The sequence below is a fragment of the Bradyrhizobium sp. T-12 genome (assembly GCF_058314695.1).
Map to the genome: position 1 here is coordinate 6,713,816 of NZ_CM177756.1, position 24,039 is coordinate 6,737,854.

21 protein-coding genes and 1 pseudogene are annotated in these 24,039 nt (G+C 65.9%); 4 read left to right on the forward strand and 18 right to left on the reverse strand.

The window, feature by feature from the left end; genetic code table 11:
- Window positions 1-13: 13 nt before the first annotated feature.
- The 5 genes from phnK to phnG are packed head-to-tail and all read right to left on the reverse strand — an operon-like array spanning window position 14 to window position 3,893.
- Window positions 14-811 (reverse strand): phosphonate C-P lyase system protein PhnK, encoded by a 798-nt coding sequence (gene phnK / locus AC0WRY_RS32030; RefSeq protein ID WP_194404699.1) that lies wholly within the window; start codon window positions 809-811, stop codon window positions 14-16.
- Window positions 804-1,700 (reverse strand): alpha-D-ribose 1-methylphosphonate 5-phosphate C-P-lyase PhnJ, encoded by an 897-nt coding sequence (locus AC0WRY_RS32035; RefSeq protein WP_211415677.1) that lies wholly within the window; start codon window positions 1,698-1,700, stop codon window positions 804-806. The genes phnK and AC0WRY_RS32035 overlap by 8 nt, the downstream gene beginning before the upstream one ends.
- The gene (locus tag AC0WRY_RS32040) at window positions 1,697-2,800 is read right to left on the reverse strand and encodes a carbon-phosphorus lyase complex subunit (protein WP_194404701.1); all 1,104 of its coding nucleotides are present in this window, start codon (window positions 2,798-2,800) and stop codon (window positions 1,697-1,699) included. Before AC0WRY_RS32040 ends, AC0WRY_RS32035 begins: the two co-directional genes overlap by 4 nt.
- 3 nt (window positions 2,801-2,803) lie before the next feature.
- Window positions 2,804-3,412 (reverse strand): phosphonate C-P lyase system protein PhnH, encoded by a 609-nt coding sequence (gene phnH, locus AC0WRY_RS32045; RefSeq protein WP_491122369.1) that lies wholly within the window; start codon window positions 3,410-3,412, stop codon window positions 2,804-2,806.
- A gap of 4 nt (window positions 3,413-3,416) precedes the next feature.
- Window positions 3,417-3,893: a phosphonate C-P lyase system protein PhnG gene (gene phnG / locus AC0WRY_RS32050; protein ID WP_491122370.1), complete on the reverse strand. Its 477-nt coding sequence runs from the start codon at window positions 3,891-3,893 to the stop codon at window positions 3,417-3,419.
- Window positions 3,894-4,013: 120 nt separating this feature from the next.
- Here phnG and phnF point away from each other — a divergent pair, with 120 nt between their 5' ends.
- A complete protein-coding gene (phnF, locus tag AC0WRY_RS32055) occupies window positions 4,014-4,745 on the forward strand; it encodes a phosphonate metabolism transcriptional regulator PhnF (RefSeq protein ID WP_491122371.1) in 732 nt (243 codons plus the stop codon).
- 176 nt (window positions 4,746-4,921) lie between these two features.
- On the opposite strand, the gene phnE (AC0WRY_RS32060) is transcribed toward phnF, so the two are convergent.
- The 4 genes from phnE (AC0WRY_RS32060) to phnC form a co-directional block, all read right to left on the reverse strand.
- Window positions 4,922-5,767 (reverse strand): phosphonate ABC transporter, permease protein PhnE, encoded by an 846-nt coding sequence (phnE, locus tag AC0WRY_RS32060; protein WP_491122372.1) that lies wholly within the window; start codon window positions 5,765-5,767, stop codon window positions 4,922-4,924.
- Window positions 5,764-6,648: a phosphonate ABC transporter, permease protein PhnE gene (gene phnE, locus AC0WRY_RS32065; RefSeq protein ID WP_491122373.1), complete on the reverse strand. Its 885-nt coding sequence runs from the start codon at window positions 6,646-6,648 to the stop codon at window positions 5,764-5,766. The genes phnE (AC0WRY_RS32060) and phnE (AC0WRY_RS32065) overlap by 4 nt, the downstream gene beginning before the upstream one ends.
- Window positions 6,649-6,718: 70 nt before the next feature.
- Window positions 6,719-7,654 (reverse strand): phosphonate ABC transporter substrate-binding protein, encoded by a 936-nt coding sequence (gene phnD, locus AC0WRY_RS32070; RefSeq protein ID WP_211415670.1) that lies wholly within the window; start codon window positions 7,652-7,654, stop codon window positions 6,719-6,721.
- A gap of 60 nt (window positions 7,655-7,714) precedes the next feature.
- Window positions 7,715-8,524, reverse strand: a complete 810-nt coding sequence (gene phnC / locus AC0WRY_RS32075) for a phosphonate ABC transporter ATP-binding protein (RefSeq protein WP_491122374.1) — start codon at window positions 8,522-8,524, stop codon at window positions 7,715-7,717.
- A 172-nt stretch (window positions 8,525-8,696) separates the two neighbouring features.
- On the opposite strand from phnC, the gene AC0WRY_RS32080 reads away from it, so the two are divergent.
- From AC0WRY_RS32080 to AC0WRY_RS32090, 3 genes are read left to right on the forward strand one after another with little or no spacing between them, the layout of a single operon-like run.
- Window positions 8,697-9,356, forward strand: coding sequence for a transferase hexapeptide repeat family protein (locus tag AC0WRY_RS32080; RefSeq protein WP_491122375.1), 660 nt, complete (start codon window positions 8,697-8,699; stop codon window positions 9,354-9,356).
- Window positions 9,353-10,546: an alpha-D-ribose 1-methylphosphonate 5-triphosphate diphosphatase gene (locus AC0WRY_RS32085; protein WP_491122376.1), complete on the forward strand. Its 1,194-nt coding sequence runs from the start codon at window positions 9,353-9,355 to the stop codon at window positions 10,544-10,546. Before AC0WRY_RS32080 ends, AC0WRY_RS32085 begins: the two co-directional genes overlap by 4 nt.
- Window positions 10,547-10,564: 18 nt before the next feature.
- Entirely contained in the window at window positions 10,565-11,263 is a 699-nt protein-coding gene (locus AC0WRY_RS32090) for a DUF1045 domain-containing protein (protein WP_491122377.1), read from the forward strand.
- Window positions 11,264-11,381: 118 nt separating this feature from the next.
- Here the strand turns inward: AC0WRY_RS32090 and AC0WRY_RS32095 are convergent, their stop codons facing one another.
- From AC0WRY_RS32095 to AC0WRY_RS32135, 9 genes and pseudogenes are all read right to left on the reverse strand, one after another.
- Complete coding sequence (locus tag AC0WRY_RS32095; RefSeq protein ID WP_491122378.1) at window positions 11,382-12,320, reverse strand: dihydrodipicolinate synthase family protein; 939 nt, start codon at window positions 12,318-12,320, stop codon at window positions 11,382-11,384.
- A 127-nt stretch (window positions 12,321-12,447) separates the two neighbouring features.
- Window positions 12,448-14,529: a methyl-accepting chemotaxis protein gene (locus AC0WRY_RS32100; RefSeq protein WP_491122379.1), complete on the reverse strand. Its 2,082-nt coding sequence runs from the start codon at window positions 14,527-14,529 to the stop codon at window positions 12,448-12,450.
- 105 nt (window positions 14,530-14,634) lie between these two features.
- Window positions 14,635-15,405, reverse strand: a complete 771-nt coding sequence (locus tag AC0WRY_RS32105; protein WP_491122380.1) for an enoyl-CoA hydratase — start codon at window positions 15,403-15,405, stop codon at window positions 14,635-14,637.
- Complete coding sequence (locus AC0WRY_RS32110; protein ID WP_491122381.1) at window positions 15,402-15,878, reverse strand: MarR family winged helix-turn-helix transcriptional regulator; 477 nt, start codon at window positions 15,876-15,878, stop codon at window positions 15,402-15,404. Before AC0WRY_RS32110 ends, AC0WRY_RS32105 begins: the two co-directional genes overlap by 4 nt.
- Window positions 15,879-15,926: 48 nt before the next feature.
- The gene (locus AC0WRY_RS32115) at window positions 15,927-17,588 is read right to left on the reverse strand and encodes a tannase/feruloyl esterase family alpha/beta hydrolase (RefSeq protein ID WP_491122382.1); all 1,662 of its coding nucleotides are present in this window, start codon (window positions 17,586-17,588) and stop codon (window positions 15,927-15,929) included.
- 77 nt (window positions 17,589-17,665) lie between these two features.
- On the reverse strand, window positions 17,666-18,910 hold the full coding sequence (gene serA / locus AC0WRY_RS32120) for a phosphoglycerate dehydrogenase (protein WP_194404717.1): 1,245 nt from the start codon (window positions 18,908-18,910) through the stop codon (window positions 17,666-17,668).
- 160 nt (window positions 18,911-19,070) lie between these two features.
- Window positions 19,071-20,297, reverse strand: a complete 1,227-nt coding sequence (locus AC0WRY_RS32125; protein ID WP_194404718.1) for a rhodanese-like domain-containing protein — start codon at window positions 20,295-20,297, stop codon at window positions 19,071-19,073.
- A 71-nt stretch (window positions 20,298-20,368) separates the two neighbouring features.
- Window positions 20,369-21,551: pseudogene (locus tag AC0WRY_RS32130) on the reverse strand (PepSY-associated TM helix domain-containing protein).
- Between the two features lie 2 nt (window positions 21,552-21,553).
- The gene (locus tag AC0WRY_RS32135) at window positions 21,554-23,884 is read right to left on the reverse strand and encodes a TonB-dependent siderophore receptor (RefSeq protein WP_491122383.1); all 2,331 of its coding nucleotides are present in this window, start codon (window positions 23,882-23,884) and stop codon (window positions 21,554-21,556) included.
- Between the last annotated feature and the right edge of the window lie 155 nt (window positions 23,885-24,039).

Here is a 24,039-nt window from a genome sequence, read left to right on the forward strand (position 1 = left end):
CATATCGAAAGGCTCATGGCGGCAGAATCGAGGAGACAAGGAGCTGGGTATAGGGCTCGCGGGGATCGTCGAGCACCTGGTCGGTGAGACCGGTCTCGATGACGCGGCCGCCCTTCATCACCATCACGCGATGCGACAAGAGGCGCGCGACCGCGAGATCGTGGGTGACGATGATGACGGCGAGGTTCAGCTCGGCGACGAGGCTGCGCAGGAGGTCGAGCAGGCGGGCCTGCACCGACACATCGAGTCCGCCGGTCGGCTCGTCCATGAACACCAGCCGCGGCTCGGTGACGAGGTTGCGCGCGATTTGGAGCCGCTGGCGCATGCCGCCGGAATAGGTGCGCGGCGCATCATCGATGCGCGCTGTGTCGATCTCGACGCGGGTCAGCCAGTCGGACGCGGTGTCGCGAATGCGGCCGTAGTGGTTCCAGCCCACCGCCATCAACCGCTCGCCGACATTGGCGCCGGCCGAGACAGCCATGCGCAGGCCCTGCGCCGGATCCTGGTGAACGAAACCCCAATCGGTGCGAAACAGGAAACGCCGCTCGGCCTCGCCGAGCGTGGCGAGATCGCGCGCGACACCGTCGCGCATTCGGTAGGAGACGTGGCCGGCACTGGCGGCGAGCTGACCCGACAGCAGCTGCAGCAGCGTCGACTTGCCCGAGCCGGATTCGCCGACGATCGCCAGCACCTCGCCGGGATAGAGCGAGAACGAGACGTCGCGGCACGCGGCGATGCGGCCGAAGGACTTGCCGAGCGATGTCGCGACCAGCAGCGGCTCGTCGTTCTCGTGCAGGTCTGGATCAGCCATTCGACGCCTCCTGCGCCTTCTCCTTGTAGGGCGCAGCGCTAAGGCTGCCGTGATGGCCGGCGGCCTGACGGCCCTCGCAATAATCGGTGTCCGAGCAGACGAACATGCGCCCGCCCTTGTCGTCGGTGACGATTTCGTCGAGGTAGGAATTTTCGGCCGCACACAGCGCGCAGGGCGCGTTGAAGCGATAGGGCTCGAACGGGTGATCCTCGAAATCGAGCGACACCACTTGCGTATAGGGCGGAATCGCGTAGATGCGCTTCTCGCGGCCGGCGCCGAACAATTGCAGCGCCGGGCAATTGTCCATCTTGGGATTGTCGAATTTCGGCGTCGGCGAGGGATCCATCACGTAGCGCGCATTGACCTTGACCGGATAGGCATAGGCGGTCGCGATGTGGCCGAAGCGGGCGATGTCCTCATAGAGCTTCACATGCATCAGGCCGTATTCGGCGAGCGCATGCATGCGCCGCGTCTCGGTCTCGCGCGGCTCGAGGAAGCGCAGCGGCTCAGGGATCGGCACTTGGTAGACCAGCACCTGGTTTTCGCCGAGCGCTGCCTCGGGGATGCGGTGACGGGTCTGGATCACGGTCGCCTCTTCCGTCGCCGTGGTGGTGGCGACCCCGGCGGTCTTGGCGAAGAATTTGCGGATCGAGATCGCGTTGGTGGTGTCGTCGGAGCCCTGGTCGATCACCTTCAGCACGTCGGAAGGACCGAGGATCGCCGCCGTGACCTGCACGCCGCCGGTGCCCCAGCCATAGGGCATCGGCATCTCGCGGCTGGCGAACGGCACCTGATAGCCGGGGATCGCGATCGCCTTGAGGATCGCCCGGCGGATCATCCGCTTGGTCTGCTCGTCGAGATAGGCGAAATTATAGGCCGGCGCGTTCATTCCGCGGCCTCCTTCATGGCATCGGGCGTCTGGGCATCGGCAAATTCTTTCCGCAGCTTGCGCAGCAGGCCGAGCTCGGACTGGAAGTCGACATAATGCGGCAGCTTGAGATGCTCGACGAAGCCGGTCGCCTGGACGTTGTCCGAATGCGACATGACGAACTCTTCGTCCTGCGCGGGTGCACGCACCTCCTCGCCGAGCTCGCGGGCACGCAGCGCGCGGTCGACCAGCGCCATCGACATGGTCTTGCGCTCGCTCTGGCCGAAGGCGAGGCCATAGCCGCGGGTGAAGCACGGCGCTTCGGTCGCCGAGCCCTTGAACTGGTTGACCATCTGGCACTCGGTCAGCTCGATCGCGCCGAGCGGCACGGCGAAGCCGGCGTCTTCCGCCAAAAATTCCACCTCGACCTCGCCGAAGCGGATCTCGCCGGCGAAGGGATGGTTGCGGCCATAGCCGCGCTGGGTGGAATAGCCCATCGCCAGCAGGAATCCTTCGTCGCCGCGCGCGAGGTTTTGCAGACGCAGATCGCGGTCAGCGGGAAAATTCAGCGGCTCGCGGGTGAGATCGCCGACGCCGGCACCGTCCTCCGCCTGCGGCGAGGATTCGATCAGCCCGTCGCGGCCGAGAATGTCGGTCACGCGCGGCGTCGGCGCGGTGGAGGCTTCCGCCGTGGCCGGAGCCTCCGGCGCAAATCCTTGCGCGAGCGAGGGATCGAGCAGGCGGTGGGTGTAGTCGAAAGTCGGCCCAAGGATCTGGCCACCCGGGATGTCCTTGAAGGTCGAGGACACCCGCCGCTGCACGCGCATCGCGCCGGTATCGACCGGCTCGCTGGCACCGAAGCGCGGCAGCGTGGCGCGGAAGGCGCGGACCAGGAAGATCGCCTCGATCAGATCGCCGCGTGCCTGCTTGATCGCGAGTGCCGCGAGCTCGCGGTCATAGAGCGAGCCTTCGCTCATGACGCGGTCCACGGCGAGGCCGAGCTGCTCGGAGATCTGGTCGAGCGAAACCTCCGCAACGTCCTGGTCGCCGCGCCGCTTATGGGCGAGCAGGCGATGGGCGTTCTCGATGGCGCGTTCGCCGCCTTTGACTGCGACATACATGCTTCAGCTTCCCTTGCTCACGACGCGAATGGTACGGGGGATCGCTACCACCGAGTCATCGGCGACCAGCACCACGTCGATGCCGCGCGGAAACAGCGGCTCGTTGAACCGCAGGCGCTCGAACAGGTCGAACGGCTTGATCGAGGCCTGCAACGTCGCGGCGCCGTCGATGCCGGGACCGCGCAGCTCGAAGCTGCGGCCTGCGTCAAGGCTCTCGACCTGGAGGATGACCGTGGTCGAGCGATCCGGATATTCGCTGGTGCCGAGCGCGAATCGCTCGAGCGGAGGAAGCACCGCGCCGTCACCGATCAGTGCAAAACTCGCGATGGAAGAATCCTGCACCACCGGCGCACCGGTGTGGAATTTCAGCCATTTCACGACGTCCAGACTCTCAGCCATCCGCGCATCGAGCCAGAGCGGCGTATCGTGATCGAACAGCGTCAGCGCGATCGCGGCGGTGCCGCGCATCATCGTTTCGGGCGCCCCCGCTCCCGGCACGATGCGCTGGACCGAGCCGGGCCGCGCCATCGCGTCCATGACGGAGCGAAAGGTCGATTGCGCCGACAGCACCTTGTCGGCGAACCCCGGCGGCAATTCCGCAATCGTGGTCATGATCTCACCCCTCACCGCGCACCATGGTGTAGAAATCAACCTTCGTCGCAGCGGTCTCGGCCGCTGCCTGCTGGCGCCTGACCATGAGCTGCTCCCGCAGCGGAGCGATCACGTCGCGCTCCACGGCGCCGCCGAAATCACGGGATTGCACCAGCGCATCGCACAGCGCGATCAGCCGCGCCTTTTCACCGTCGCGCCCGAGCGTGTAGCCGAAGCCAACCTCGCCGCTCGCAAGCCGCACCGCCGCGCGTGACACCGTGGCTTCACCGAGATTGAAGGGCGCGCCGTCACCGCCGACCCGGCCGCGCAGCATGACGAGGCCGTTTTCGGGCGCGCGCAGGTCCTGATGGGCCGGAAGAGCCAAATCCAGGGCCAAGTCGCGGAGACGGGCGGCGATCTCGCCCGCCTCCGCGTGCGCCAGCACGACCATCGCGGCCTTGCGCTGGGCTTGCTGGTTGTTGTGCTGGGTCACCCGATCCACCGAACCTTTTGACAGAACTTGCCGCGCCGAAGTTGTCTATGATAATAGACAACTTCATACGGGAGCGCCATGACTGTTTCGTGACAAGAGCGTGATTTCTGGGCTAGGCTGACCGGCGATATGAGCATGCAAGACACCGCATCGTCCGGCGTTGCGCTGTGGCGCCTCGTTGCCGACGGCATCGAGCGCGGCATCGCCGACGGCCGCTTTGCGGCCGGCGACAAATTGCCGGGCGAGATGGAGATCGCCGAAAGCTATCGCGTGAACCGCCACACCGTGCGGCGCGCACTGGCGGCCCTCGCCGAGCGCGGCCTGGTGCGCGCCGCGCGCGGCAGCGGAACCTATGTCGAGGCGCAGAAGCTCGCCTATCCTCTGCGCTCGCGCACCCGTTTCTCGGAGATCGTCGGCGCCGGCGGCCGCGAGCCGCGTGGCCAGCTGATCGAGGCCTCCGACGATGTCGCGACCCGCGAGCTGGCGCGCGAGCTGGGCCTGAAGGCCGGCGCGCCGCTGGTGCGGATCGAGGCGATCCGCCTCGCCGACCGCACGCCGATCTGTGTCTCGACCACCTGGCTCTCGGCCGAGCTGTTTCCCGGCGCGGGCGCCGTGTTCGCAGCGACGCGATCGATGACGAAACTGCTGGCGCATTATGGCGTGCGCGACTATCGCCGCGGCGCAACCCGGATCACCGCCGGCATCGTGGACGCCACCGACGCGACTCGGCTGGATCTGGCGCTGGGACGCCCGATCCTGGTGGTGGACGCGACCGACCACGATCTCCAGGGCAAGCCGCTGATGACCAAGCACTCGCGATTTGCGGCAGAGCGGGTGGAGTTTCTGGTGGAGAACGGGTGACGTGACCGCTTCTTCCCCTCTCCCCTTGTGGGAGAGGGTGGTTCGCCGCAATTGCGGCGAGACGGGTGAGGGGTTCTCTCCGCGAGCGAATCTCTCGCGCCGAACTTGCGGAGACAGACCCCTCATCCGGCGCTTCGCGCCACCTTCTCCCACAGAGGGGGAGAAAGGAAAAAAACTCAGGCCACCGCCCTACGCCCAATGATCGCAAAGCGCAGCTTGCCCGAGATGAAATCTATCGCGGCGACGGCGACCAGGATCATCAGGATCAGGAACGACACCTTCTGCCATTCCAGGACGCGGATCTGCTCGGCGAGCTGGAGGCCGATGCCGCCGGCGCCGACGATGCCGATGATGGTGGCCGAGCGCGTGTTGGATTCGATGAAATACAGCACCTGGCCGGCGATGACAGGCAGCACCTGCGGCAACAGGCCGAAGCGGATCTCGTGCAGCGGGCTGCCGCCGGAGGCGCGGATGCCCTCGACCTGCTTCTGGTCGGCGCCTTCGATCGCCTCCGAGAACAGCTTGCCGAACGCTCCGAAATCCGACACGGCGATGGCGAGCACACCGGCGAACGGGCCGAGCCCGACGACGTTGATCCACACCAGCGCCCAGATCAGCGTGTCGACGCCGCGGATCGAATCGAGAAAACGACGGACCGGAAAGCGCAGGATCTTCGACGGCACCACGTTGCGCGCGGCCAGCAGGCTGACCGGCAACGCGAAGATTGCGGCGAGCGTCGTCCCCAGCAGCGCGATCGACAGCGTCTCGCCGAGCGCTTTCAGATAGATCGGCAGTGAGGAGCCGGGATCAGGCGGGATCATCATCAACGTGATCCAGCCGAGATGGCTGAGGCCCGCGAAGAACCGCGACGGCGAGAAGTCGAGATCGACGAGGCCGTAAACGAGCACCGCAAAGGCCGCGACGATCATCGCGGGTATGGCGAGCCGCGCCGAGGCGGGCCGGTCGAACACATCAGGATAGCGCGCGCGAAGCGCCTGCGGATCGACCTCGTGCGGCGTCACGTCCGCGCCTCCTTGCCGAACAGGCGTCCGCGCAGCCAGCCGGTGGTGATGTCGATGATGAAAACCGCGATGATGATGGTAAGCAGATTGGCGCTGACGTCCGAATAATAGAATTTGCGGATGGCTACGACGAGCTCCTGGCCGATGCCGCCGGCACCGACGAACCCCATGACGGAAGCTTCGCGGACGTTGATCTCAAAGCGCAGCAGTGCGTAGCTGGCATAGCCCGCCGTCACCTGCGGCACCACCGCGAAGCGCATGCAGGACAGCCAGCTGGCGCCGGTGGAGCGGATGCCCTCGACCGGCTTCATGTCGGCGTTCTCGACGATCTCCGAGAACAGCTTTCCGAGCGCGCCGGTCGAATGGATCGCGATCGCGAGCACGCCGGCCATCGGACCGAGCCCGAAGGCGATCACGAACACCAGCGCGAAGACGATGCCGGGAACGGTGCGGGCGAATTCGAGCAGGCGCCGGACGACGAAGCGCAGCCAGGGCGCGGGCGAGGTGTTCTCGGCCGCGAAGAAGTTGAGGCAAAATGCGACAGTCGCGCCGATCAGCGTGCCGACATAGGAGATCAGCAGGGTCTCGCCCAGCATCTTCAGCCATTTGCGCCAGCCCCACAGCCACTCGCCGACATCGGTCCAGACGCGCTGGCCGCTGTCGAGCGTGAGGATGCGATCGAAATAGCTGACGAAATTGCCAAAATGCGTGAACAGCGTGCGCAGATTCACTTCCGCGCCGATCGCGGCGAGAACCAGCGCCGCGCCGAAGATCACGATTCCCAGCAGCAGGCGGAGCCGCTTGCGCCCGACCGCCCGGCGATAGGCGGCGTCGAGCACGGCGAGCTGCTGGGCAGGGAGGATCGAAACCGCTGTCGTCATCGGCCTGAGATGGTCCCGTCAAAGAAAGAGCCGGGTCCAGGGACCCGGCTCAGGTGCGTTGTCCCGATACTCAGGACGCCTTCTTCTTACGCAGCGCGTCGACGAACTTGATCAGCTCGATCGTGCCATCCCAGTCCTTGGTGGTGGCGTGGTTGAACCCCTTCTTCTGGCCGTCCTGGAGGCGATCGAACGCCGCCTTGTCCTTCGCCGGCGCGTCGAAAAAGGCCTTCGCGATGGCCGCCTTGGCGTCATCAGGCAGGTCGGAATTGTAGGCGTAGGGACCGTTGATGATCGGCGCCGACTTGTGGATGATGCGGAAGTCGTCCTTCTTCATCGCCGAGCCGTCGGCATTCTTCAGCATGCCCTTGGTCAACATCTGCGCCAGCGTCGAATCGTCGTCGGTGGTCCACTGGTTAGCCGCGACGTCGACCGTTCCTTGCGACAAGGCCAGCATCGCGTTCTCGTGGCTGCCGGTGAAGACGACCTTGCTGAAATAGCCCTCGGCATCGTGGATGCCCATCTTGTCGAGCTCGAAGCGCGGCACGTTGTTGCCGGAGGTCGAGTTGGGATCGACGAGGCCGAGGTTCTTGCCCTTGAGGTCGTCGATCTTCTTGTAGGCGCTGCTCGCCTTGACGAAGAACACCGAATAGTAACCGGTGGAGCCGTCGGCGTTGATGTCGTTGGCGAAGGCGTCGGTCTTGACGCCGGTCAGGCGGGCACGCGCGAACGAGGCCGAGCCGTAGCTGGCGATGTGGATGTTGCCGGCGCGCTGGCCTTCGATCACCGCGGCATAGTCATTGGCGATGCGCAGCGTGACCTTCACGCCCAGCTCCTTCGAAAGGTAGCTCATGAACGGCGCCCAGCGCTCGGTGACGCCGGAAGCGTTCTCGGCCGGGACGACGGCGAAGGTCAGCTCGGGATATTTGGCCTTCCAGTCGTCGGCGGAGGCGGAGGCCGTGAACGCAAGCGCGGCGGCGCCGGCAAGAACCAGTCTGCGAGTGATCATGTTACCCTCTTCATCGGTTGGGGTCGGTTGACGCAAAGATTTGCAAACTAAACGAATGGATCAGGCGGCCGCGGCCGTTCCGAGCGCGGGCACGCCAGCGGGCGCTGGCACGGGCAACGCGCCCATGACGTCGGCGGCTTCGAGATCGTAGAGCTCACGGGCGACGTGGTCGGTCAGCGCGGACGGCGCGCCGTCGAACACCACGCGCCCCTGCGCCATGCCGATCAGGCGATCGCAATAGCTGCGCGCCAGATCGAGCGAATGCAGGTTGCAGAGCACCGTGATGCCGAAATGCTTGTTGATGCGCAGCAGCGCATCCATCACGATCTTGGTGTTGCGCGGATCGAGCGAGGCGATCGGCTCGTCTGCAAGGATGATGTCGGGCTGCTGTACCAGCGCACGGGCGATCGCGACGCGCTGCTGCTGGCCGCCGGAGAGCTGATCGGCGCGCTGCGCGGCGAGTGAAGCGATGTCGAACTGCTCGAGTGCCGACATCGCCAGCGCCTTGTCCTGCTCCGTCCAAGTTTGCGACAACGAGCGCCAGGCCGGCATCGTCGCAAGCCGCCCCATCAGGACATTGGTGAGGACATCGAGCCGGCCGACCAGGTTGAACTGCTGGAATATCATCGCCGAGCGCGCGCGCCATTGCCGCAACTCCTTGCCGCGCAGCGCGGTGACGTCGATGCTGTCGAACAGGATACGTCCCTCGGTCGGCGTCACCAGGCGGTTGATGCTCCGCAGCAGAGTCGACTTGCCGGCGCCGGACCGTCCGATCACACCGACGAAGCCGCCGGGGGAGATTTGAAACGAGGCGTCGTCCACCGCGGCTTTCGCGCCGAAGCGACACGTCAGACCATCCACCACCAGCATGCAAGGCTCCAGATTAGCTGGGGCCCACCGCTAACGCCGGCGCTTAACACTTGTGTGACAGATGCGTTGCGATGCGGCGATCCTACACACCTCATCCCCTGTCATCGCCGCGTCATGACACTGTCATCAAGCCGATCGAAGAGGAACGCCCGCCTCGCATTTCGGATTCACCATGGCCGCCAAAGCGCTTTCGGTCCCGCCGACCATCGATCCCTCGGCCAAGCTGCACGAGACCCGGCTCGGCACCTACACCGAGGTCGGCGCGCGCACGATCCTGCACGAGGTGGCGATGGGCGATTACTCCTATGTCGTGAACGACGCCCAGATCACCTACACCACCATCGGAAAGTTCTGCTCGATCGCGGCGATGACGCGGATCAATCCCGGCAATCATCCGATGCACCGCGCGACGCAGGCGCATTTCACCTATCGGTCCAGCGCCTATTTTGAAGGCGAGAGCGACGATGCCGATTTCTTCGACTGGCGGCGGCAGCATCACGTTCATATCGGCCACGACGTCTGGATCGGCCACGGCGCGATCGTGCTGCCCGGCCGCAACGTCGGCACCGGCGCGGTGATCGCGGCCGGCGCCGTCGTCACCAAGGACGTCCCGGCCTACACCATCGTCGCGGGCAATCCGGCCCGCATCGTGCGCCGGAGGTTCACCGAGGAGATCGCCGGAAGGCTCGCGCGGCTCGCCTGGTGGGACTGGGATCACGACAAATTGCGTGAAGCGCTGCCCGATTTCCGCAAGCTCGGGATTGAAGATTTCCTCTCGACGTATGAAGCACAGGCAGCTTCCCCTGCAAGCAAGCAAAGCGCGGTCGCGTGACAGACATTTTCCTTGAAGGCGGCCGGGCCCTGGTCGGCACTGAAATCGTCGAAACGTCATTGGCGGTGTCCGGGCAGGACATCGCAGAAGTGGACGCCTCCCGCCGCCGGGCGCGGCTGGCGATCGATGCACGAGGCCTGCTGGTGCTGCCCGGCATCGTCGACCTTCACGGCGATGCCTTCGAGCGCCAGATGATGCCGCGCGCCGGCGTCGACTTCCCGATCGACGTCGCGCTCGCCGACAGCGACCGCCAGGCCATCAGCAACGGCATCACCACCGTATTTCACGCCACGACCTGTTCGTGGGAGCCGGGCCTGCGCAGCAGCGACAATGCGCGCGGGCTGATGGAGGCGATCGAGCGACAGCGCCCGCAATTCGCCGCCGAGACCCGCTTCCATCTCAGGCACGAAACCTACAATCTCGAGGCCGAGACCGAGATCGCACAATGGCTCAGCGAGGGTCGTGTCGACCTGTTCGCCTTCAACGACCACATGGACGGCACGGTCGCCGACATGGCCAAGCCGCGCAAGCGCAACCGCATGGTGGAGCGCACCGGGCTGTCGGGCGAAGAATTCGACCGGCTGGTCGAGCGCGTGGTCTCGCGTGCCGACGAGGTGCCCGCTTCGGTGTCGCGGCTGGCCGCCGCGGCCCGCGCGGCCGAGGTGCGGATGCTCTCGCACGATGACGCGACGCCGGCGATGCGCCGGGAGTTTCGCGAGCTCGGTGCCGACATCGCGGAGTTTCCGATCAACGAGGAAACGGCGCAGGCGGCGGCAAGCCACGGCGATGCCATCGTCTATGGCGCGCCGAACGTCGTGCGCGGCGGCAGCCACACCGGCTGGACCAAGGCTTCCGATATGATCGCCAAGGGGCTCTGCTCGGTGCTGGCCTCTGACTATTATTATCCCGCGCAGCTGCTCGCCGCGTTCCGGCTCGCTGCCGATGGCGTGCTGCCGCTGACGAAAGCCTGGGATCTGATCTCGGCCGGGCCCGCACGCGCGACCGGCCTTGTCGATCGCGGTGTGCTCGCCGAAGGCCGCCGCGCAGATATCCTGCTGGTCGACGACGGCGTGCCGCTGCGGCCGCGGCTGATCGCGGTGATCTCGGGCGGCAAGCTCGTGCATCTCACCGATGCGACGCGGCTGCTCACCGCGGCAGCGACGCCGCGCGAGGCTGTCGTTGCGGCGTAAATTGGTTATGCTGAGGCAATGACAGGTTTTCCCCGCTACGCGATCTATTTTGCCGCCGGCAGCGACAGCGCCCTTTCCCGCTTCGGCGCCGAGTTGCTCGGCTATGATGCCTATACCGGCAGCGAACTGGCCTTTCCCGCGGACGCAGTGCGCGTCGCCCCGGACTGGCGCGACGTCAGCGCCGATCCCCGCAAATACGGCTTTCACGGCACGCTGAAGGCGCCGATGGCGCTGGCATCGGGCAAGACCGAGGCCGAGTTGATGAACGCATGCGCGGCATTCGCCGGCAAGGCGCGGCCCCTCCCCCTGATCCGGCCGGTCGTCGATTCCATCAGCGGCTTCATCGCCGTCATTCCGGCCGAGCCGGTCGATGCGCTGCAGCAGCTCGCCGCCGATTGCGTCCGCGAATTCGATTCGTTTCGCGCCGAGCTGACGGCCGAGGACCGCGCACGGCGCAGACCCGACAAGCTGAGCGAACGGCAGCGCGACCATCTCGACCGCTGGGGCTACCCTTACGTGATGGAAGAGTTCCGCTTCCACATGACTCTGACCGGGCGGTTGGATGCGGAACGGCGCGGGCCGATCCTGGAGATGCTGGGAGCGCGGTTTGCGACTCTCGAAATCGAGACGCTCGAAATCGACCGCATCGCGTTGTTCAAGCAGGATGATGCGAAGGCAAGATTCCGCATCATCGGCGAATGGGTCTTGGCGCGTTAGCCGAGATCTCCCGGCAGGCTCCGTCATTGCGAGCGCAGCGTAGGAATCCAGAGTCTTTCCGCGGAGTCAGTCTGGATTGCTTCGTCGCAAGGGCTCCTTGCAATGACGCTGGAGAGGCTTACTTCCCCCACCTGAGTGCCAGCGCATCGCGCTCTTTCGCCAGCTCCAGCAATCCCGCCCTTGCCGCCGGATGCAGCGGCTGCAGCGGGTGGCGCACGGCGTCCGATTTGATCACGCCGCCGGCCTGCATCATGACCTTGCAGGCGATCAGGCCGCATTGACGGTTCTCGTAATTGATCAACGGCAGCCAGCGTTCATAGGCGGCCTTCGCCTTCTCGCGGTCACCGGCGAAATAGGGATCGACGATCTGGCGGATGCCGTCGGGATAGCCGCCGCCGGTCATCGCGCCGGTGGCGCCGGCGTCGAGATCGGCGAGCAGCGTGATCGCCTCCTCGCCGTCCCACGGGCCCTCGAGGTCCTTGCCGCCCGCCTCGATCAGGCTGCGCAGCTTGGCCGCGGCGAAGGGCACCTCGATCTTGAAGTAGCGAATGTTGGAGAAGTCGTGCGCCAGCCGCGCCAGCAGCTCGACCGACAGCGGCGTGCCGGCCACCGGTGCGTCCTGGATCATGATCGGAATGTCGATCGCGCCCGAGAGCACCTTGAAGAATTCGACGACGCCTTTCTCGGGCACGCGGAAAGTGGCGCCGTGATAGGGCGGCATCACCATCACCATGGCCGCGCCCGCCGCTTCGGCCTGCTTGCTGCGCGCGGCGCAGACGGCCGAGCTGAAATGGGTGGTGGTGACGATCACGGGAACTCGGCCCGCGACGTGCTCCAGCACCGCATGCATCACGGTCTCGCGCTCGGCATCGGTGAGCACGAACTGCTCGGAGAAATTGGCGAGGATGCAGATGCCGTTCGAGCCGGCGTCGATCATGAAATCGATGCAGCGGCGCTGGCCCTCGAGATCGAGCTCGCCGCGCTCGTCGAAGATGGTGGGCGCGACCGGAAACACGCCGCGATAGGGGCGCTGGGCCTTGTGTGGGGTGACCGGCATCGAATTCTCCATCCCTGATGTCTTACGTCTGTCGCCGCAAATGTGATGCTGCGGCACAGATGTACCCGCCGAGCGGATCGGCGGCAATGCCGAACGCACGACGTCAGGATGGAAGAATGAGGCAAAACTACGCGGTCTTCACCGCGCCCAGGAAGCCCTCGACCGCGACGCGGAGACGATCGGCGTCGGCCGACATTTTCTTGACGGATTCCGACAACACCGTGCCGGCGTTGCCGGTCTCCTGGTTGAGCCTTGCAACGCTGCCGATGGTGTCGGTGACCTCGCGGGTGCCTTGCGCGGCCTGCTGGAAGTTGCGCGAGATCTCGGTGGTCGCGGCGCGCTGCTGCTCGACGGCGGCGGCAATCGCCGTCATCTTCTCGTCGATTCCGCCGATAGCGCCGCCGATCGAACGGATGGCTGCGACCGCCTGGCCCGTCGCGCCCTGGATCTCCGCGACCTGACGCGAGATCTCTTCCGTCGCGGTCGCGGTCTGGGAGGCGAGGCTCTTGACCTCGCCGGCAACCACGGCGAAACCGCGGCCGGCCTCGCCCGCACGCGCGGCCTCGATGGTGGCGTTCAAGGCCAGAAGGTTGGTCTGGCCGGCGATGGCGTTGATCATCTTCACGACCTCACCGATGCGGCTTGCGGTCTGGTCGAGGATCTCGACCGTCGCGTTGGTCTGCTCGGCCTGCGATACGGCTTCACGGGCCTCGCGGGCGCTGGCCTGCACCTGCGCGGAGATCTCGCCGACGGACGCGGAGAGTTCTTCGGTCGCCGCCGCGATGGTCTCCAGGTTGTTGGTGGCCTGCTCGGCGGCGGAGGAGACGGCGGCGGTCTGGCTGCTCGATTGCGACACCAGCGAGCGCACGCCGGTCGCGGTGGCATCGAGCTCCCGTGTCGAGGCCGCAACGCTCTGGATCACCGCCTGAACCGTATCGTCGAAGCTACGGCATGCGGAATCGACGGTGCCGGAGCGGGCGAGCTGCAGCGCCTGCTGCGATTGGCGCTCATGGCCCAGACGCTCGGCGGTCGCCGCGCTCTCGCGCAGGCTTTCGAGCGCGGCGGCCATGGTGCCGAACTCGTCAGGATGCCGGGATTGCGGCACCGGCGTCGCATAATCGTGCGCGCTGATGCGGGCGATGGCGTCGAGGATGGCGCGCACCGGGCGCATCAGGCGAGTGCGTACCACGAACACGCCGGCCAGAGTCACGGCCAGGGCGAGCAGGAACGCGAGCGACTGCACGATGAGATTGGTGAGGGCCTTGGCCTGAACCATCTCGGCACGCGCGATCGACTGGTCGAGCGCCTTGTTGGCGACCGCGACGATGGACGCGAAGGGCGACTGACACAGCGTGTTCCATTCCGCAGGGGGCATCGCCGGCTTGCCGCTGCCGTCAAAGTTCTTGGTGAGATCGTTGATCTGCTTGAGGACGCCATCGGTCTTGGCCTTCGCGTCCGTCGCCGCCGTGACCAGTTCCGCCGGCACGTCGGGCGCTGCCAGCAACTCGGCCATGCCTGCCCAGCCGGACGTGATGGTGCCATCCCATTGCGCCACCGACCGCTTCTGGGCGTCATCGAGCGGCTTGCTGCTGTTGACGTTCGAGCGAAGCGACGAGCAATGGATGCCGTAGCGATCGCGGACCTGCCAGGCGAAGCGGCGCACCTGAATCATGCGCGCGATATAGGGATCGTTCATCCAGGCACGGTTCGAGACCGCGGTGGAGGCAAGGTTCGCGGTATCAATGACCTTCGTAACGGCATCGTACCAGGAACTGGTCCGATCGATCTTGCGCTCCGCCCGCGGCAGCTTCGCCTCGTCGTAGAACAGCTGGAACTTCGGCGCGGCCTCGCTCCAGCGCTGCTTCAGCGTGCTGGCAAGCTCGTCGCGGCGGGCAAATGCGACGGTGGACAGCGCCCCGACGATGGAATCATAGCCGGCCTGCTCGGCCTTCTCGGCCACACCGAGCTTGGCGCGCGGATCATCCTCGCCGAGCAGCGCGCTCTGGGCATCACCGCGATTGTTACGCAAGGCCAGAACGCCATGGAAGATCGCCTTGTCGGCGTTGGCGAGCCGCTCGGTCTCCAGACTGTCGCTGTAGCGGCCGAAGGCCCCGAACATCTGGATCGCGGTGCTGGTCAGCGCGCCCAGAGCCAAAAGCGCCATCAGAACAAGAAGGAGCTTGCTTACCGATTTCTTAAAAAATGACATGGGCCAGGGGACCTACTCTCCACGAGAGGTCACCCTGCACCGCCACATGCCAATGTTCCGTTAAACTTGTATCAAATGTTAAGCGCCGTCCTGGCAGGCAGCCCCTCACGCGACCTTGGTGAAATCGGGCGGACGGCGCTCGGCAAAGGCCGTGAACGCCTCGCGCGCCTCGGCGGTGCGCAGGCGCTGGGCGAACTGCTCGCCTTCGGCCTGCATCTGCGCGACCAGCACCTCGCCGTTGCGCATCAGGCGCTTGGTGGCGGTGAGCGCGCCGGCCGGCTGGCGGGCCAGGCGCCGCGCCAGCGCGAGCGCCTCGGCATCGAGCCTGTCGAGCGGCACCACACGATTGGCGAGGCCCCATTGCAGCGCGGCCTGCGCGGGCACCGTCTCGCCGAGCGCGAACATCTCATAGGCGCGGGCATAGCCGATGCGCGCGGGCATCAGCAGGCTGGAGGCTGCTTCCGGCACCAGCGCGAGGCTGACGAAGGGCGTCGACAATTGCGCGTCGTCGGCGAGCACGACGAGGTCGCAATGCAGCAGCATCGTGGTGCCGACGCCGACGGCGCGGCCCTGCACCGCCGCGACCAGCGGCCGGGTGCAGCGCGCCAGCGACTGGATGAAGCGGATGACGTTGCGGCTGCCTTCGGACTTGCCGGCCGCGACCGCGGCGAATTCGCCGACGTCGTTGCCGGCGGTGAACATGTCGCCCTCGCCGCGGATCAGGATCACGCGGGCTGATACGTCGCTCACGGCGGCTTCGATGGCGTCGGCGAGCTTGCCGTACATCGCATCGGTCAGCGCGTTCTTCTTGTCGGGCCGCGCCAGCGTGAGGGTGAGGATTCCGCTATTGGTCTCGATCCGGACATGCTCGGTCATTGATCTGCTCCCTGGTCTGAATGTCGTGTTTCTGAAGATCTTGGAAACTTGTCCTGAACGCTGGTCAGCCAGCGCGCGACGATGTCGATCTCGGCCGCCGTAAATCCCTCCGTCAGCGCCGCGTTAACCTGCTCTGCGCCGGCTTTCGCCTGCGCCAGCGCGGTGCGTCCCTTCGGCGTCAGAAAGATGCGCCAGGCGCGTCCGTCTTCGCGATCGACCCGTCGCTCGATCAGCTTCGCAGCCTCCGTGCGGTCGACGAGGCCGGAAATGCCGGCCGGACCCATGTCGAGCGCCGCGCCCGCCTCGCCCATCAGGACACCGTCCTGCTTGCCGAGGATGAACAGCAGTCCCGCTTGTGCCGGCGTCACCTCGTTGTCCGGGCGCGCCGCCATCCAGCGCTGCAGGCGGCGCTGTGCGACGTTGAGCAGGTAAATCAGCCGATGATGCCGCGCGCCAGCCGTTTTATTTCGCATGCGAAATATTTAGCCGGGCGCGAGGTGGTTGTCAAACGAACCGTTTGACTACGGCGCGCAGGTGAAGCTCGCCGCCTCCGTCACCGGTCCCGACTTGTAGTGCGGCCAGGCCGGCCATCGGCACAGCGGCAGTGCACGGGTCACTGCGAAGGACGGCGCCTCGACTTTCTGCTCGCTGACTTCGAGATCGCCGGGCGCCTTGCCCTTCTCGACCCAGTCGACCAGCACGCTGAGCATGTCGACATTGGCCGGCGCGCCGGAGCCGACATGGTCGACGCCGGGTGCGGTGTAGAGCCGCGCGAATTCGGCCGTCTCGGCCTTGCCCAGCTTGCGCTCGACGCTCTCGAAATAGCGGATGCCGGCATAGGGGCTCTGGGCATAATCGGCCATGTGCTCGAGCATGATCAGCCGGCCGCCGCGCGCGCGGAAGCGGCTGAGATCGGGATCGGTCGAATCCATCAGCTTCGACACTTCGAGCAACCGCGCCTTGTGCTCCTCCACCTTGTAGGTGGTGACGTCGAGCTTGGGATCGCGCGCGAACACATATTGGATGCCGCCGGCGCCGTAGATCCAGGCGATGCCGTTGTTGGGCGCGGGCGGCTGGGCCGGCGGCGCCGTGCCGAGCCACCACGCGGTCCAGCCGCCGGTCGGCCCGATCGCCGGCGTGTCCTCGCCCGAGATCCCCCAACCCGGATAATCGTCGAGACCATTGGCAAGCGCGAACGGGAATTTGTAAGGTCCGTGCAAGGTCTCGATCGCCTTGATCTGCGCATCGGTGAGACACTGATCGCCTGTCTTTCCGTCCGCGCAGCGCAACGTTTCGGCCTTGAAGGCGGCCTTGCAGCCGACGGGATCCTGCACCAGCGCATCGTCGGAGCCGTCGGCCTTGTCGCACGCCGCCCGCACGGCCTCGCCGACGAGCTTCACCTGCGCCGGGTTGATCCAGCCTGCGCCCATGGTGACGAGACCCGAGCGCGTGCCGGCGTGCTGCAGGCCGACCCAGTTGATCACGGGCACGCGGGCGAAGATGCCGTCGAAATCGTCGGGGTAACGCTGTGCCATGGTGAGGCCTTCGCGGCCGCCCTCGGACGAGCCCATGAAGTACATCTTGTCAGGCTTCTTGCCGTAAGCGCGCTCCATCAGCCCAACAGCCGCGTCGCGCACCCGCTTGTAGGCGCGATGGGCAAAGTTCTCGAACGCCTCGTCATTGAGCGCAAAAACCTGCGGCAGCTCGCCTTGCTTGGTCTCATGGCCCGAATCCGTGCCGTAGGTGACGAAGCCGCGCGCCAGCGGCGACGGCTTGTCGAACGGATAGGCTGGCGGCAGCGCAAGGCCGGTGATCAGCACGCCGTTGAATCCGCCGCCGCCATATTGCAGCGAGCGCCCGTTCCACTCGACGGGAAGGTTGACCTGAAACTTGATCGGCGGCGCCTTGGGGTCGACGGGGTCGATATGGCCGAGCACCTTGCAGAAGGCGGGACTGGCCGGCGTGACGCGCCCCGACGGCGTCGGCCCGCGTTCGGCAATAGCGAGCGGCGACGGTGCTTGCAGCGTTGCGGAATCGATCTTCGCGGCGTCAGTGCCGCCGTTGAGGCCCTTGCAGACTGTTTCTGCATTCTCCGCCAGGGTGGCGGCGACCACTGCGTTCGCGCTCAGGGCGGCCGCAGCGCCCACGAGCCATGCGCACAGCTTCGCTGTTGTGAGCGTCATCGTTTCCACCCCTTGTGTCTTATTCAGTCTACCAGAGGCCGCATTCAATGCGACCTCCGGGCAGCCGTCAATGGACGTTAGTGCTCGAACACCAGCCGCGCGCCGACCGTGCCGTCGAGGCTGCGGATCTGCTGGAGCAGCGCGGCGGAATCCTGGCCACCGAGATCGGCATCGAGCACGACGTAGCCGAGATCGCCTGCCGTCTCCAGATATTGCGCGGCGATGTTGATGTCGCGCTGCAGGAAGACCTCGTTGAGCCTGCGCAGCATGCCGGGCACGTTGCGATGGACGTGACTGAAGCGCGCGCCGGAAGGCCGCAGATGCAGCTGCACCTCCGGAAAATTCACCGCGCCCATGGTCGAGCCCGTGATGAAATAGTCGACCAGTTTTCGCGCGACTTCCCCACCGATACGCTCCTGGGCCTCTTCGGTGGAGCCGCCGATATGCGGGGTTAGGATGACGTTCTCGAGGCCCTGCACCGGGCTCTTGAAGCGGTCCGCGTTCGAGGACGGCTCGACCGGAAACACGTCGATGGCGGCGCCGGCGAGGTGACCGTCGCGCAGGGCACGCGCCAGCGCGTCGAGATCGACCACGGTCCCGCGGCTGTTGTTGATCAGGAACGAGCCCGGCTTCATCGCCCGCAGCTCCTTCTCGCCGATCATGCCCGCGGTCTCCGGCGTCTCCGGCACGTGCAGGCTGACGACATCGCTCTGCGCCAGCAGCTCGTCCAGCCGCTCGACCGGCTCGGTGTTGCCGTGGCGGAGCTTGTCGGTGCGGTCGAAATAGATCACGCGCATGCCGATCGCTTCCGCCAGCGTCGAGAGCTGCGAGCCGATATTGCCGTAGCCGACGATGCCGAGGGTGCGGCCTCGCACCTCGCGGCTGCCGGTCGCCGACTTGTCCCAGCCGCCGTCGTGGGCCGACACCGAGCGCGGGAATATGCGACGCAGCAGCATCACGATCTCGCCGATCACGAGCTCGGCGACGCTGCGCGTGTTGGAGAACGGCGCGTTGAACACGGGAATGCCGCGCTTGCGCGCGGCCGCAAGGTCGACCTGGTTGGTGCCGACGCTGAAGCAGCCGACCGCGAGCAGCCCGTCGGCGGCGGCGAGCACCTCGTCGGTGATCTGGGTGCGCGAGCGGATGCCGAGCAGCGACACGCCTTTGAGCGCCTTGCGCAGATCCTCGCCGTCCAGCGCCTTGGTCAGCCGCTCGACATTGGCGAAGCCCGCACTCCTGAAAAGGTCGACAGCGCTATCATTGACGCCTTCGAGCAACAGTGCCTTCGCGCTCCGCTCAGGGCTTTGGCCTGGGGCTGACATGGTGTCTCCGTGGATCATGAGCTTTGGCTGAGCACATAGACCGCTGACGATGCACAGCACAATAGGGGTCGGATACGGGAAGAAGATGGCGGAACGCGAGATGCGCTTGGCATCCCACCAGCGCGGTCATATCAGTGCGCCGTGGTCGTTTCGCTCGCCGTCAAATCACATAAAACCCGTGCGTGCCGTCGCGGCGGAGCTGCTCGACGAGGCCGTATTCCCAATCGAGATAGGCCTGCATCGCTTTCTCCGCGACGTCGGTACCTTCGTAGGGACGGCGGTAGCGGTGCGCCGGATCTGGCTTGGGCAGCACGTGCGGCGCGCCGAGCTCGAGCGCGCCGTCATAGCCGCCTTCGAGCACATAGACCTCCCAGCCCATCTGCGCCAGCCACGACGCCGTCATGTCGGCGCGGACGCTCCTGTCGTCGGTCAGCACGATGCGCGCGCCGCGCACGGGCGCGGCCATGTCGGTTTCCTGCACGAGCTGGCCCCCCGGATAGTGGCGGAAGCCCGGCAGATGGCCGGCCGCATATTCTTCCGCATCGCGCACGTCGAAGCGGTACAGCGTGCGATCCCTCTGCGCGACGAGCGCAGCCATCTCGCTGGCGCCGATGTGGCGCACGCCGGCGCGATAGGCGACATCGCGCGCATTGGCCGGACCGCCGTCGAACGATCCGATCGCGCCGCGCCGGTCGGCGCCGTGATCGAGCGTGTGCCGCGCCAGCGTCCAGCCGATTGTGCCGTTGCGCAGCGCCCGCACTTTGTTGGGCACGCCGGCATTGATCAGCGATTGGGTGCCGATGATGGAGCGGGTGCGGCCGGCGCAATTGACGATGATGGTGGTGTCAGGATCGGGCGCGGCCTGGCCTGCCCGCAGCACCAGCTCCGCGCCGGGCACGCTGACCGAGCCCGGAATGTTCATGGTCGCGTATTCGTCGAAGCGGCGAACGTCGAGGATGGCGATGTCGGCCTTGTCCGCGATCAGCTTGGCCACCTCATCCGCGCTGAGCGAGGGCGTATGCCTGCGCGACTCGACCAGCTCGCCGAACGCCTTCGAATAGGAGTTGACGTCCTCGAAGACCTCATAGCCCGCCGCACGCCAGGCCTTCAGCCCGCCCTCGAGCGCACTGACATTGGTGTAGCCGAGCGCGGCGAGACTTTCAGCACCGCTCGCGACCAGCCCCTCGCCGTCATCATAGAGAACGATCGCCACGCCCTTGCGCGGCAGCCGCGTCTCGGCCTCGATCGCGATCCGGTCGGCGGCCATGTTGGCGGCGAACAGCGGATGCCCGGTCGCAAAACCCGCCTCGTATCTGAGATCGAGCAGCGCGATTTCTTCGCGCAACAGCAGCGCGCGGCGGATATCGGCGGGGGTGACGGTCTTCATGGCATCAATCCTGGCAAGGACAAGCCAGGGGCTTTTGACCGATTAGAGGCGCGTTGGCTAGCCTTGTCGGCTCACTCGCCGGGAACGAGCCGGGCCAGCGGCTTCTGCGCGGGTTGCCGCAGCCCGGCGCGACAGATAGAGCAGGATTCCGGTGACCGCGAACAGCGGCATCAGGATCGCGGCGATCATGAAGGCGAGCTTGCCCGGCCATCCCAGGATCTCGCCACGATGGATGTCGTAGATCGCCGCGAGGATCTTTTCGCCAAAAGTCTTGTCGGCGTAGCGCTCGGCGGAGACCAACTGGCCGGTGACAGCATCGATGCGGAATTCATCGCGCGTGGTCTCCAGAAGCGACGCCTTGCCCCACGAGCGGATTCGGATCGCCGTGCCCGATCCCGCCGGCAGCGTCAGCAAGGTCCGGGAGAACCGGTCGCCCTCCTCGCGCTGGAACGTCATCCAGGCCTGATCGAATCCGATCGGCTGCGCGGTCTCGGCTGGGCGCGCAGCACGTGGCGGCTTTGCGGTCATCTTTGTGGCGGCAACCTGCGGGCGCGCCAGCAGCCAGGTCACGCCGTCCTTGTACCATTCGAAGGAGAAATACAGCCCGGTGAGCGCCATCGTCAGATAGATCGGCAAAACCCAGGTGCCGATCACCGTGTGCAGAGAGCGATGCAGCGCGCGGCCTCCGGGTGCGATATTCGGCTTCAGCCACATCTTCATGCTGCCCGCGCGACGCGGCCAGCGCAGCACGAGGCCGGAGACGAGCATGACGATCAGGCCGAGCGCGATGCTGCCGGTGATCGGACGTCCCCAGCCCTTGCCGTCGCCGGGAACCAGCAGCCAGCGATGCAGCCGGCGCACGGTCGCGAAGAACGCCTCGCCGCGCGGTGAGCCCAGCACCCGCGCATCGGTGGGATCGACATAGAGCGAGGTCGGCCGGTCGCCCCGGTCGTCGCGCGCAAAGCGGACATGGATCGCCGCCGACGGATCGCTCGACAGCGTGACGGCCGAGACCTTGCCGAGGTCCTGCGCCGCCTTCAGCCGCGCTACCAGCGCGTCCGGCGTCAAGGCCGGCGCCTGACGCGGCGCGACCTGCATGATGCCGGCGTTGAGATGATCGACGATCTCGTCCTCGAAACTCATGATCGCGCCGGTCAGCGCGATCAGGGACACCAGCAGCGCCAGGACCAAGCCCGCGACGGAGTGGACCTGAAACAGGACCGCCTTGACCGTGTGTCCCAGCCGCGCCGCCATGGCTAGAACTTCACCGTCGCCGACAGCGAGACGCGCCTGGCATCGCCGATGGCGACGTTGAGATTGTTGACCGCTGAGGGATAGTAGACGGTGTCGAACAGGTTCTTGACGTTGAACTGATAGATGACAGGCGTGTTCTGATACTTCGTCTCATAGGTCGCGAAGATATCGGCGACGACATAGGACGGCAGAAAGAAGGAGTTGATGGAATCTCCTGGACGGTCGCCGACATAGCGCGCGCCGCCGCCGAGGCGGAGCTGGCCGGGCAATGCGGCGCCGAAGTCGTAGACCAGATAGAGCGATGCGGTGTTCAAGGCGACGTTTTGCAGCTTCTTGCCATACAGCGTCGGATCTTCCGACGCCGTCACGCGGGCATCCGTATAGCCATAGCTGCCGATCAGAGCCCAGCTGTCGGTGAGCCTCCCGGTGACGTCCAGCTCGACGCCGCGCGAACGCGCACGCCCGACGGTGTGGAGTTCCACGATACCCGCGCTGTTCGTCTTCGTCGTCTGCACGTTCTTCTTGTCGAGATCATAGAGCGCCAGCGTGCCGGAGATGCGCTTGTTCAGATCGAACTTGACGCCGGCCTCGTATGACACGCCCTCTTCCGGAGGGACGTTGGAATCGATCACCACGCCGATCGGCGCAATGGTCGAGTTCGGCTTCAGCGATTGAGTGTAGCTCGCATAGAGCGAGATCTGGTCGGTCAGCTTGAAGATGGCACCGCCGAGGGGCAGCACCTTGTCCTGGGACACGTTGGTATTGGTGTTGAACGGCTTTCCGCGACCCGCGATCTGATCGTAGTCCATGTAACGCACGCCGCCGACCAGCGCGAAGCGTTCGGTCAGATGCAGGGTGTCCTGGGCAAACAGCGACCATTGGCCGAGCTTGTCGGTCTGCGCGCTGTCGGAGTTCGATGCCGTGGTGCCCGGTCCGATCAGCCCGTAGACGGGATTGTAGACATTGAAGGCGGGCGTCGTCTGCCGGATCAGGGTGTCGCGATAGATCGTGCGATATTGCCCGTCACCGCCGAACACCACCTCGTTGCGCATGTCGCCGAGCCAGAAGCTGCCGGAAACATAGGACGTTCCGTAGCTGACGTTGCTGAGCGAACTTCCCGTGCCATCGTTGCTGCGCGTCTCCCTGCCGGTCGTGAAGTCAATATTGGTGATGCGGAGCTGGTTGGCGCTGAAGGTCTCCGTGTTGTAGCTGTAGCCGGCGTAGAGCTTCCAATCCTGGTTGAAGCGGTGCTCGACAGATGCCTGCATCAGGTCGGAGGTGCCCCAGGTGTTGTTGAAGGGTTCATCCAGCCGTCGCGTTGCAGGCACGGCCAGCGGCGCCTTGGTCACTGGATTGAACGCCGTGCCGCGATCGAATGGGTAGATGAACTCGCGGTGCTCGTAGTTGAGCTGCACCGTGGTGTCCTGGCCGTACCAGGCCAGCGACGGCGCTATGAGCATCTCGCGGTGCCGGCCGAAATTGCGCCAATAATCTTCGCTGACGCCGTAGCCGATGAAACGATAGGCGAGGCCCTGGTCACCGATCGGACCGGTGACGTCGAGCAGGCCGTCGGCGCCGGTCTTCGAAGCGCTGAAGGCCGAGCCGAGCAGCGTGACCGAACCGTGCTGGTAGAGCTCGGGCCGCTTGCTGATGGTGTTGACGATGCCGCCAGGATCCATGATGCCGTAGAGCAGCGACGCCGGCCCTTTCAGCACCTCGACGCTCTCGACCGCAGGATTGAAGCTGCGGCCTTGCACCAGCGGCATGCCGTTGCGCATGATCGAGCCGTCGCGGTTGTCGCCGAAGCCGCGGCGGATCACGGCGTCCTGGCTGCCCGCGAGCGTATTGGTCTGGGTAATGCCGGAGACGTTGATGAGCGCGTCGTCGATGTTGCGCGGCAGCTGGTCCTTCAGCACCTGCTCGGGCACGACGTTGACCGCCTGCGATGTGTCGAGCGGCGAGGCGCCGCTGCGCAGAGTCGTGGCGCTCGGCATCGCGCGGTATCCGAGCTTGGCGGCCTGCTGTGCGGCTGCGTCCGCGGCGGCGCGCTCCGAGAGCGTCGGCGTAGCAGGTGCCGGATTGCGATTCGACTGGCGGCGCGCCGCAGTCTGCGTGCGGCGGGAAGACTGATCCGAAGCGCGCGCCGGTTTCGGCCGCGGCGCCGGCGCGTCCACCGTGACGGGCGGCAGCGCCGATTGGGCCTGCGCAGCCGTCGTATTGAGGGGAGATGCGAGCAGCACCGCTGCACCGATGAGAAGACCTGCGCGGCTCTCGCCGGCGCGAAGACGATGGCTGCCGAGATGCAGGCCATCCACGGAGGCACGCACTTTCATTCCACTTCAATTCAGGAACATTGAAGTGTGCGCGTGTAACAGTCGTCTCGATTGAAGAGAACCGCAGACGGATTTGAATCGCTCTAGTGTTGAATCGTTCTAAGCGTAAATCCACGCCGAACGGCAATCACCGATCGATGCCGCAGCAAAGTCGG

Coding starts and splice junctions, on each gene's coding strand:
- phnK (WP_194404699.1), bottom strand. CDS start 811: ATGGCTGATCCAGACCTGCACGAGAACGACGAGCCGCTGCTGGTCGCG.
- AC0WRY_RS32035 (WP_211415677.1), bottom strand. CDS start 1,700: ATGAACGCGCCGGCCTATAATTTCGCCTATCTCGACGAGCAGACCAAG.
- AC0WRY_RS32040 (WP_194404701.1), bottom strand. CDS start 2,800: ATGTATGTCGCAGTCAAAGGCGGCGAACGCGCCATCGAGAACGCCCAT.
- phnH (WP_491122369.1), bottom strand. CDS start 3,412: ATGACCACGATTGCGGAATTGCCGCCGGGGTTCGCCGACAAGGTGCTG.
- phnF (WP_491122371.1), top strand. CDS start 4,014: ATGAGCATGCAAGACACCGCATCGTCCGGCGTTGCGCTGTGGCGCCTC.
- phnE (WP_491122373.1), bottom strand. CDS start 6,648: ATGACGACAGCGGTTTCGATCCTCCCTGCCCAGCAGCTCGCCGTGCTC.
- phnD (WP_211415670.1), bottom strand. CDS start 7,654: ATGATCACTCGCAGACTGGTTCTTGCCGGCGCCGCCGCGCTTGCGTTC.
- phnC (WP_491122374.1), bottom strand. CDS start 8,524: ATGCTGGTGGTGGATGGTCTGACGTGTCGCTTCGGCGCGAAAGCCGCG.
- AC0WRY_RS32080 (WP_491122375.1), top strand. CDS start 8,697: ATGGCCGCCAAAGCGCTTTCGGTCCCGCCGACCATCGATCCCTCGGCC.
- AC0WRY_RS32090 (WP_491122377.1), top strand. CDS start 10,565: ATGACAGGTTTTCCCCGCTACGCGATCTATTTTGCCGCCGGCAGCGAC.
- AC0WRY_RS32095 (WP_491122378.1), bottom strand. CDS start 12,320: ATGCCGGTCACCCCACACAAGGCCCAGCGCCCCTATCGCGGCGTGTTT.
- AC0WRY_RS32100 (WP_491122379.1), bottom strand. CDS start 14,529: ATGTCATTTTTTAAGAAATCGGTAAGCAAGCTCCTTCTTGTTCTGATG.
- AC0WRY_RS32105 (WP_491122380.1), bottom strand. CDS start 15,405: ATGACCGAGCATGTCCGGATCGAGACCAATAGCGGAATCCTCACCCTC.
- AC0WRY_RS32110 (WP_491122381.1), bottom strand. CDS start 15,878: ATGCGAAATAAAACGGCTGGCGCGCGGCATCATCGGCTGATTTACCTG.
- AC0WRY_RS32115 (WP_491122382.1), bottom strand. CDS start 17,588: ATGACGCTCACAACAGCGAAGCTGTGCGCATGGCTCGTGGGCGCTGCG.
- serA (WP_194404717.1), bottom strand. CDS start 18,910: ATGTCAGCCCCAGGCCAAAGCCCTGAGCGGAGCGCGAAGGCACTGTTG.
- AC0WRY_RS32125 (WP_194404718.1), bottom strand. CDS start 20,297: ATGAAGACCGTCACCCCCGCCGATATCCGCCGCGCGCTGCTGTTGCGC.
- AC0WRY_RS32135 (WP_491122383.1), bottom strand. CDS start 23,884: ATGAAAGTGCGTGCCTCCGTGGATGGCCTGCATCTCGGCAGCCATCGT.